The sequence below is a fragment of the Achromobacter sp. D7-1 genome, from assembly GCF_059760445.1.
Genome location: NZ_JCBAMT010000080.1, coordinates 23,604 through 32,078 on the forward strand (window position 1 = coordinate 23,604; position 8,475 = coordinate 32,078).

The following is an 8,475-nucleotide window of genomic DNA, read 5'->3' on the forward strand; positions in this document are numbered from 1 at the left end:
AGCGCCATGGAAATAAACATTCACACATAAACTATCTGGATGACGCCGCGTGCCGCCGTCCCTGACGTTTCTCCCACCAGATCACCAAGCCAGTACTCGACAGCATGGCCACCGCCGCGGGAAGGAGGCGCAAGCGCCGTAGCGCGGCATCGCTTCAAGGGAGAGGCAGTGGGAAAAGGCCTGCGGGCTAGACCGGGCCGTCGCGCTCCGCGGAGCCTGGGATGTCAATATCGCTGACGGGAGGAACCAGGCCGGCCATCGACCACAGGCGGCCAGCCTTGTCGTAGGCTTGGCGATGGGCGGCATCGGCGGCAAGCCATTGGGCCAGGTCCGTTTTGGCTCTTGCGTCGAAGGTCTCGCGCTCGTGCAGGCGCAACACCCAGGACCAGGCGATATCCCAAACCGGATCCTGATTTGGAATCACGTCATCGCGCATCGGCTACCTCGTATAGCTGGAAGACCAGGTGGCGCTATCGTATAGCAAAAAATTTAAGCAATAGCTTTCGCGACCGCCCCCTTCGCGCTCAACGACGTCAGCCTGATGGCCGCGCCGTCACACCTCCAACAAATCCCGGCAGCAAGCGACGGCTTGGGTCGCGTCGCGGAGCATGAAGTTCACAAGCGTGGCCGAGCAGCCCATTTGCCGAGCGACCTCCCGCTGCGTCAAGCCGCCCAACCTGTAGAGTTCGAAAGCGCGCCGCGTCCTGGTTGGCAAGGTGCCGAGGATCTGGTCGATGGCATCGATCACTTGGCGTTCCTGAAAGCGCCGGTCCGGCACGCAGCCGCCGGCCACCTGAGGCAATTCCCCGTCGTCCGTGTAGATGCGGTATGTCGATTCGACGGCCTGGCGACGGCAATGGTCCAGCGCCAGATTGCGGACCACCTGGCAGCAGTAGCTATAGGGCTTGCTGACATCGCGCGCGCACGATCCTTCCATGAGTTTCAAATAGGCGTCTTGAGTCACTTCGTCCGCGATTTCTGGAGTGCCGACGATTCTTTGCGCGATACGGCGGAGTTGCGCCCGATGGGCAATAAAAACGTCTCCAAGCCCCGCTCCCTGCGTACCCATGGACATCGAAGTGCCTCCGCATACAGATTGATGGTGACGTGTAAAAGCAAAATATCGAGAAAAATAAACATCAACGAAAAAGCCCCTGTCCATCGCCGCGACGCGGTCCCGCAAGCCTCGGACTGGGCTTCAGCGCGGACGCGCGTCGGCCCCGGCTGCGCGGCCACGGTATCATCTGCCTCTATCCCCAGCGGCCGCCAAGCCCGCCCCCGGATCTGTCGCCAGACATGTCGCCTACACGAGTTTTGGCGGACGGCATCCCAGAGAACCACATCAACAAACGGTCTACGCGAAACATGAAATTAGCCACCTGGAACGTGAACTCCCTGAACGTGCGCCTGCCGCAGGTGCTGGACTGGCTGGCAGCCAATCCGGTCGACGTCCTGTGCATCCAGGAACTCAAGCTCACGGATGACAAGTTCCCCGAGGCCGCCTTCACCGAAGCCGGCTACCACGCTGTCTGGGCCGGCCAGAAAACCTATAACGGCGTTGCCATCATTTCGCGCGTGCCCGGCACGTCCATGGTGCGCAACATCCCCGGCTACGAAGACCCGCAGCAGCGCGTCCTGGCGCTGACTTTTCCCAGCCCCGAAGGCGACGTGCGCGTGGTCTGCGCCTACTGTCCCAACGGCCAGGCCGTGGGCTCGGACAAGTACGCCTACAAGCTGGACTGGTTCGAGGCCATGCGCGCCTGGCTGGCCGACGAAATCAAGCAGTACCCCCGGCTGGCGGTGCTGGGTGACTACAACGTCGCGCCGGCCGACGAAGACGTGCACAACCCTGAGAAATGGGAAGGCCAGGTGCTGGTGTCCGAACCGGAACGCAAGGCTTTCGGCGCCCTGCTCGACCTGGGGTTGGCGGATTCCTTCCGCCTCTTCGAGCAGCCGGAGAAATCCTTCAGCTGGTGGGACTATCGCCAGTTCGCGTTCCGCCGCAACGCCGGCCTGCGCATCGATCATGTCCTTTTGTCCGCCCCGCTGGTCAAGCGTTGCATCGCCTGCGCCATCGACAAGGAGCCGCGCCGCAACGAGCAGCCGTCCGATCATGCGCCGGTCATTGCGACCTTGGAATTCGCCTGATTTTTTGTTTGGCGGCATGTTGCGCAGGCCAGGAATATTCCTGTATATTCTTGGTCTTGCTTCATTGGGGCGGTAGCTCAGCTGGGAGAGCGTCGCGTTCGCAATGCGAAGGTCGGGAGTTCGATCCTCCTCCGCTCCACCAAGATTCCCGCCAAGACAGGGCACTACATTTAGCGATGTAGTGCCCTGTTTTGCTTGATGGCTCGGTCTTGGCGTCTGCGGGACCTCAATCCCGCACCCAAAGGTCAACTCAGGAGTCCTAGCAGCGCGGCGCGCGCGACGGCTGCTGTCCGATTCCGGGCGCCGAGCTTGGAGATCGCGTTCTTCGTATGAAATCTGACCGTAGACTCGGCAATTGCCAGTATTTCGGACACGTCGCTGCTGGTCTTTCCATCCGCCGCCCATTTTAGAATTTCGGTCTCGCGACGAGTCAGCGGCACATTGGGCGCCAATTTGAATCGCGGCAGCAATACCTTGCTGAATGCCAAGTGCGCCGCCGTCACCAGCCATCGCATCCGCAATTCCTTGCTGAGCAGTTCCGCATCGGAGAGCTGCTCCTTCTGCCTGGCCAGCGTCAGCATGCCCCCGGTTCCGTATGCGTCAAGGTTCGACTGAGACCATCCTACGCAGAGTCCAACCGCCTGTGCCTCGTCCCAAAGTTCGGGCGTTTCGGCAAACACCCTGTCCGACCATACGATAGGTATCGAGGAGCGGCTGCAATGTTTCACGGTGGGATCGATTTCCAGGTAGCGCGCCTGTGCGTAGCGTTCCTGCCATGCGATCGGATAATCGCTGATCATTACGAACTGAGGGTTGGTAAACGGCAGGGCAGCCCGCAAACCATATGCGCAATAAGAAAACCCCAGCTCTTGCGCTACTGCCGCCACCTTGGTGAAAACGGCTTGCTCCGAGGTAGCGCTATTCGTTGTCAATAGAAGGTCTTGTGCCCACGACTTCATTCCAAATTCCGTCCCCGTGCATTTGCATCGCTATTACTTGAAAGGTGCACGGCTGAAAAATCAAAAAATGAGCGCCGCTGTCACAATATAGTTAAACCCATGAAATATTTCAAAATATAATAAAATGTGATTACCACTTCACTTTTTATATAGTCCTCGGTGACGGCGAGAAAATGGAGTTTCCAGCTTTTTAATAATATTTTTCCGGTCACCGAACTCTAAAAATGACGGCCGGCGATGCGGGATTGGAAATGGCCCGGGAGAAACGGCATGCCGCCGAAATCCATCGGCGCGGAACGACCCCGGACGAGACCTAGATCCCATCAAACCCTGATGAGTCTGCGCGCTGGCCAGGACCGCCTGAAGGACTGACGATTTTCAGGCGCTTGCGTCGGCGCGCATCGTGGTGGCCGCGTCTCGCAAGGCATTCAGAAACAGCGAAACGGCGGCGGCGGCGCGCGCATCGCGCCGCGTCATGATGCCCACGGGGTGTAGCCGCGCCTGCAGGGCCAGCGGCAGGATCGCCAACTGCCCGTTTTCGGCCAGGGCCCGCGCCACGCGCAGCGGAACGGCGGACAGCAGCGAGGTCCGCTGCAATAGCGAAACAATGGTCAGGATGGCGCTCGATTCGATGGCGACCTGCGGAAAGCCCGCGCCGCGCGCCGAGACGGCGGCTGCGACCATGCTGTAGAGCGCCGCGTTACGCGATGGCAGCACCCAGCGGCAGCGGTCCAGCGCCGCGCCGCTCAGGCGGCGGCGCGCAGCCAGCGGATGCGCCGGGCCGCAGACGACGGCGGTGGCCTCGTCGTAAAGGATTTCGCATTGCAGGTCCGCGTCCGCTCCCTCCACCCCCAGCCGTCCCACAACGCAGTCCAGTTCGCCCGCACGCAAGGCCGGCAGCAGCTGTTTCTCCAGGCCTTCGGACAACTCGATGCGCAAGGCGGGATGAGTCTCTTGCAGGCGCTGCACCGCAAGCGGCACCAGCAGATGCGCCACCACGGGAAAAATGCCCGCCCGCACCTTGCCGGTCGCGCCGTTGGCGGCGGCGGCCAGTTCGGCGTGGGTCGCGTCCAGTTCGTTGAGCAGCAGGCGCGCACGGTCGATCATCAAGAGGCCCAGCGCGGTCGGCGCGACGCCGTGGTGCGAACGCTCGAACAAAGGCTGGCCAGCCAGCGCCTCGGCCTCGCCTAATAGCTTGCTCAATGCAGGCTGGCTGAGGTGCATCGCTTCGGCCGCCCGGTGCAGATTGCCCACCCGCCCCAGCTCGTCCAGCAGGACCAGATGGCGGATGCGCAGGCGCGACCGCAGCTGCTGCAAGGTGGGGGTTTCCGACATGGATTTGGTCCGGATAGTTGGTTATCGATTGATAAGGAATCGCAATTATCCAGTTATCGCCAATACGCCCATACTGGGGTCATCCCGCTAGCCGGGCCATATCCAGAAAAAGGGGAATAGCCATGTATCGTCGTCTTGCCGCGCTGGCCTTGGCCTGCGCCCTGGCGCCTTGCGCCGCTGTCGCTGACATCCGCATCGGCGTGATCGCCAGCAGCACCGGGCCAGGTGCTTCGATGGGCTCGCTATATCGCAGCACCGTGCCGCTGCTGCCCAAGACGCTGGGCGGCCAGCCGGTGGAATACATCGCGCTGGACGACGCGACCGATCCGTCATCGGCGGTCAAGACGGCACGCAAACTGGTCACCGAAAACAAGGTCGATGCCATCATCGGCCCGAGCAATGTGCCGACTTCGATGGCCGTCACGGAAGTCGCCCGCGAAGCACGCACGCCGCAGTTGTCGCTGGCACCCATTGTGGTCAGCCCCGACCGAGCCGAATGGATCTTCGTGGTGGCCCACGGTATAGACCTGATGGTGGACTCGCTGACTGCCGACATGGTCAAGCGCGGCGTGAAGACCGTGGCGTACATCGGCTTCTCGGACGCCTGGGGCGACGCTGTCTACCGCGCGCTGCAAGAATCGGCTGCCAAGCGCGGCATCAAGGTGCTCAGCAACGAACGCTACGCACGCACCGACAACTCGGTCACGGCCCAGGTGCTGAAGATCGTTTCGCTCAACCCCGGCGCCGTGCTGGTCGGCGGATCGGGTACGCCGGGCGCCCTGCCCCATCTGTCGCTGCGCGAGCGCGGCTACCAGGGCGTGCAATACAACACGCATGGCGTCATCAACAAGGATTTCCTGAAACTCGGCGGCAAGGGTGTGGATGGCGTGATCGTGCCCAGCGGTCCGGTGCAGGTGGTGGAGCAGCTGCCTGCGGACAGCCCGATCAAACCGGTCGCCACGCGTTACGCCCAGCAGTATGAATCGACCTACGGCGCGGACTCGCGCAATGCCTTCGCGCCCTACACCTACGACGCCTACCTGTTGCTGGACGCGGCCGTCGCCAAGATCCCGGACGGCACCCAGCCCGGCACCCCGGCCTTCCGCCAGGCGCTGCGCGACGCCCTGGAAAGCCTGCAGGGCACCGTCGGCACCCAAGGCATCTACATGATGTCGCCCACCAACCACAACGGCCTGGACGAGCGCGGCGTCGTGCTGATGCAGGCCCGTTCGGGCGCCTGGCAGTTCCTGCCCTGAGCCGCCCTTTTGCAGCAGGAGTCCGCATGACCGGCGTACACATTCCTTATGGCGTGTATTGGAGCACCCCTTTCTCGCGCTGGCAGGGCAGCCTGTCGCGACTGCACAGCCTGCGCTTCGCGGCCTGGACCGCGCGCCGGGAACTGGAGCGCCGCGGCATCGCCCCCGCGGCGCTGCAAAGCGCGGTGCTGGGCTGCTCGGTGCCACAACAAGGCTCGTTCTATGGCCTGCCCTGGGTGGCCGGCATGCTGGGCGCGCCCCATCTGGCGGGACCGGTGGTCTCGCAGGCCTGCGCCACCTCGGTGCGCGGCCTGGCCACGGCCGCAGCCGAGCTCATGCTCGGCCACGCAGAGACCTCGCTGGTCCTCATGGCTGACCGCGTGTCCAACGGCCCGCAGCTCTATCATCCCGATCCTGCCGGCCCTGGCGGCTCCGGCTCGCACGAAAACTGGGTGTTGGACAACTTTTCGCACGATCCCTGGAGCGGCCTGTCCATGCTGCAGACCGGAGAGCGCGTGGCCGAGCGCCATGGCATCTCCACCGACGAACAGAATGCCGTCACCCTGCGCCGCTATGAGCAATATGCGCAGGCCTGCGCCGACGGCCGCCGCTTCCAGCAGCACTACATGACGCTGCCCTTCGAGGTGCCCGACGCACGCTATGCGAAAACCGCAGCGGTGCTGGAAGGCGACGAAGGCATCCACGCCACCACGGCGGAAGGCCTGGCGCGCCTGTCGCCGGTGCTGCCCGGCGGCACCATCACCTATGGCGGCCAGACCCATCCGGCGGACGGCAATGCGGGCATGATCCTGGCGACCGCCGCGCGCGCCCGAGAATGGTCGCGCCGGCCCGAGATCGGCATCGAGATCCTGGCGTTCGGCCAGTCGCGCACCGAAAAGGGCTACATGCCGCAGGCACCCATCGAAGCCGCCGGCAGCGCGCTGCAACGCGCCGGCCTGGCGATGGCCGACCTGCACGCGGTGAAGACGCACAATCCCTTTGTGGTGTCCGACATCGCGCTGGCGCGGGCCACGGGGTTCGACGTCATGGCCATGAACAACTATGGCTGCTCGCTGGTGTGGGGCCACCCCCAGAGCCCGACCGGCCTTCGGTCCGTCATCGAGCTCATCGAGGAGCTGGCCGAGCGCGGCGGCGGCCTGGGCCTGTTCACCGGATGCGCGGCCGGCGACAGCGCCATGGCGGTGGTATTGCGCGTGGACGCTGCCGGAGCAGCACGATGAGCGACCTCGGTCTGGAAGGAGTTCCGCGTATTCCCGCGCTGCTGGCCCGCGCGGCGCGCGACTATCCCGAACGCGCGGCCCTGGTCTATGGCACGCGCCGCCTCGACTACCGGCGCTACGCCGCCGAAGTCTGGGCGGCCGCCCGCCATCTGCGGGTCCAGGCTGCCACGGGCGCGCGGGTCGCAACGCTGCTGGGCAACTCGGACCTGGCCTGCGTGTTGACGCTGGCGCTGCAATGCTCGGGCAACCAGCACGTGCCCCTGAACCCACTCTACACGGCGCGCGAGCTGGAGTTCATCCTGCGCGACGCGCAGCCCGAACTGTTGATAGCCGATGCGCCGTCGGCCGCCGTCGCGGCACCGCTGGCTGCGACGCTAGGTATCCGGCTGGTCACGGAGGACGAGGCCCGCGCGTGGATGGAGCCCGCGCCTGGCGACGAGGATTCTCCGCAGGACGACGCCGATGCCCTGGCACCGGCCTTATTGCAGTACACCGGCGGCACGACCGGGCAGCCCAAGGGGGTGATCCTCGGGCGCGACGCCATCGCCACCAATGTGCTCCAACGGGAACTGGCCCTGCCCACCCGCTGCGGCGCCGACAGCGTGCTTTGCGCCATGCCGTTGTTCCATTCCTACGGCATGGCCATGGGACTGTTCCTGGCCGCCAGCGCAGCAGCCACGCTGGTGCTGCTGCCGCGCTACCAGCCCGACGACGTCTGCGTTGCGGTGGAGCGCGAGCGCATCACGCTGTTCCCCGGCAGCCCCACCATCTATACCGGCCTGCTATCGCACCCGCGTTTTGCTGATACGGACTGGTCCAGCGTGCGCGCCTGCTATTCGGGATCCGCGCCGCTGGCCGAAGAGGTGCACCGGCGCTGGGAGGCCGCCGTGGGCGCGCCGATCTACGAAGGCTATGGCCAGACCGAAGCCGGCCCCATCCTCACCTACAACGGGCCGGCCGGAACCCGCCATGGCTCGGTCGGCACTCCTGTCGCGAACACGGAAGTGCAAGTGGTCGATCTGGAAACGGGGACGGTCGTGCTGCCGCCCGGCCAGCGCGGCGAAATCCGCGCGCGCGGACCGCAGATCATGCAAGGCTATCTGGCCAGACCCGACGCCACCGCCGAAACGCTGCGCGACGGCTGGCTATACACGGGCGACATCGGCGAGTACGCGGAAGACGGTTTCCTGTACATCCGCGACCGCAAGAAGGACCTGGTGATTTCCGGCGGCTACAACGTGTATCCCCGCGAGATCGACGAGGTGCTGTACCTGCATCCGGACGTGGCCGAAGCCGCTGCAGTGGGCTGGCCGGACAGCTACCGCGGCGAGGTCATCCGCGCCTTCGTGGTCCTGCGGGCGGGCGCGGCCGTCGATGAAGCCGGGCTGATCGCGCACTGCCAATCCAATCTGGCGCGCTACAAGGTGCCGGCCGTGATCAGCATCCTGGACGCCCTGCCCTACACGGGCGCCAACAAGGTGGACAAGAAAGCGCTACGCGCGCCGTAATGGCGGCGCGGCGCGCGCCATCGGGCGC

Annotated in this window: 8 protein-coding genes and 1 tRNA gene; 5 read left to right on the forward strand and 4 right to left on the reverse strand. The window is 64.6% G+C overall.

Annotation, left to right across the window (positions count from 1 at the left end; all coding sequences use genetic code 11):
- Window positions 1-187: 187 nt before the first annotated feature.
- Window positions 188-436: a DUF4880 domain-containing protein gene (locus AC6LKD_RS26160; RefSeq protein WP_332013814.1), complete on the reverse strand. Its 249-nt coding sequence runs from the start codon at window positions 434-436 to the stop codon at window positions 188-190.
- A 117-nt stretch (window positions 437-553) separates the two neighbouring features.
- The gene (locus AC6LKD_RS26165; protein ID WP_332013813.1) at window positions 554-1,075 is read right to left on the reverse strand and encodes a sigma-70 family RNA polymerase sigma factor; all 522 of its coding nucleotides are present in this window, start codon (window positions 1,073-1,075) and stop codon (window positions 554-556) included.
- A 290-nt stretch (window positions 1,076-1,365) separates the two neighbouring features.
- Between AC6LKD_RS26165 and xth the strand changes: the two genes are divergently transcribed.
- Together xth and AC6LKD_RS26175 are read left to right on the forward strand one after the other, a co-directional pair.
- On the forward strand, window positions 1,366-2,148 hold the full coding sequence (gene xth / locus AC6LKD_RS26170) for an exodeoxyribonuclease III (protein ID WP_013393229.1): 783 nt from the start codon (window positions 1,366-1,368) through the stop codon (window positions 2,146-2,148).
- Between the two features lie 66 nt (window positions 2,149-2,214).
- Window positions 2,215-2,290: transfer RNA gene (locus AC6LKD_RS26175), tRNA-Ala, on the forward strand.
- Between the two features lie 103 nt (window positions 2,291-2,393).
- Here AC6LKD_RS26175 and AC6LKD_RS26180 read toward each other — a convergent pair.
- Together AC6LKD_RS26180 and AC6LKD_RS26185 are read right to left on the reverse strand one after the other, a co-directional pair.
- Window positions 2,394-3,107: an autoinducer binding domain-containing protein gene (locus AC6LKD_RS26180; protein WP_013393228.1), complete on the reverse strand. Its 714-nt coding sequence runs from the start codon at window positions 3,105-3,107 to the stop codon at window positions 2,394-2,396.
- A gap of 378 nt (window positions 3,108-3,485) precedes the next feature.
- The gene (locus AC6LKD_RS26185; protein ID WP_498117871.1) at window positions 3,486-4,442 is read right to left on the reverse strand and encodes a LysR substrate-binding domain-containing protein; all 957 of its coding nucleotides are present in this window, start codon (window positions 4,440-4,442) and stop codon (window positions 3,486-3,488) included.
- A gap of 122 nt (window positions 4,443-4,564) precedes the next feature.
- Here AC6LKD_RS26185 and AC6LKD_RS26190 point away from each other — a divergent pair, with 122 nt between their 5' ends.
- The 3 genes from AC6LKD_RS26190 to AC6LKD_RS26200 are packed head-to-tail and all read left to right on the forward strand — an operon-like array spanning window position 4,565 to window position 8,447.
- Window positions 4,565-5,698 carry an ABC transporter substrate-binding protein gene (locus tag AC6LKD_RS26190; RefSeq protein WP_498117872.1) on the forward strand — a complete coding sequence of 378 codons (1,134 nt, stop codon included), beginning with the start codon at window positions 4,565-4,567 and terminating at the stop codon, window positions 5,696-5,698.
- A gap of 26 nt (window positions 5,699-5,724) precedes the next feature.
- Complete coding sequence (locus AC6LKD_RS26195; RefSeq protein ID WP_498117873.1) at window positions 5,725-6,939, forward strand: thiolase family protein; 1,215 nt, start codon at window positions 5,725-5,727, stop codon at window positions 6,937-6,939.
- Window positions 6,936-8,447 carry an AMP-binding protein gene (locus AC6LKD_RS26200; protein WP_498117874.1) on the forward strand — a complete coding sequence of 504 codons (1,512 nt, stop codon included), beginning with the start codon at window positions 6,936-6,938 and terminating at the stop codon, window positions 8,445-8,447. Before AC6LKD_RS26195 ends, AC6LKD_RS26200 begins: the two co-directional genes overlap by 4 nt.
- Window positions 8,448-8,475 lie beyond the last annotated feature (28 nt).

What these genes read in the sequence shown, in the direction of transcription:
- AC6LKD_RS26190 (WP_498117872.1), top strand. Translation starts at nt 4,565, where the DNA reads ATGTATCGTCGTCTTGCCGCGCTGGCCTTGGCCTGCGCCCTGGCGCCT.
- AC6LKD_RS26180 (WP_013393228.1), bottom strand. Translation starts at nt 3,107, where the DNA reads ATGAAGTCGTGGGCACAAGACCTTCTATTGACAACGAATAGCGCTACC.
- AC6LKD_RS26200 (WP_498117874.1), top strand. Translation starts at nt 6,936, where the DNA reads ATGAGCGACCTCGGTCTGGAAGGAGTTCCGCGTATTCCCGCGCTGCTG.
- xth (WP_013393229.1), top strand. Translation starts at nt 1,366, where the DNA reads ATGAAATTAGCCACCTGGAACGTGAACTCCCTGAACGTGCGCCTGCCG.
- AC6LKD_RS26160 (WP_332013814.1), bottom strand. Translation starts at nt 436, where the DNA reads ATGCGCGATGACGTGATTCCAAATCAGGATCCGGTTTGGGATATCGCC.
- AC6LKD_RS26195 (WP_498117873.1), top strand. Translation starts at nt 5,725, where the DNA reads ATGACCGGCGTACACATTCCTTATGGCGTGTATTGGAGCACCCCTTTC.
- AC6LKD_RS26165 (WP_332013813.1), bottom strand. Translation starts at nt 1,075, where the DNA reads ATGTCCATGGGTACGCAGGGAGCGGGGCTTGGAGACGTTTTTATTGCC.
- AC6LKD_RS26185 (WP_498117871.1), bottom strand. Translation starts at nt 4,442, where the DNA reads ATGTCGGAAACCCCCACCTTGCAGCAGCTGCGGTCGCGCCTGCGCATC.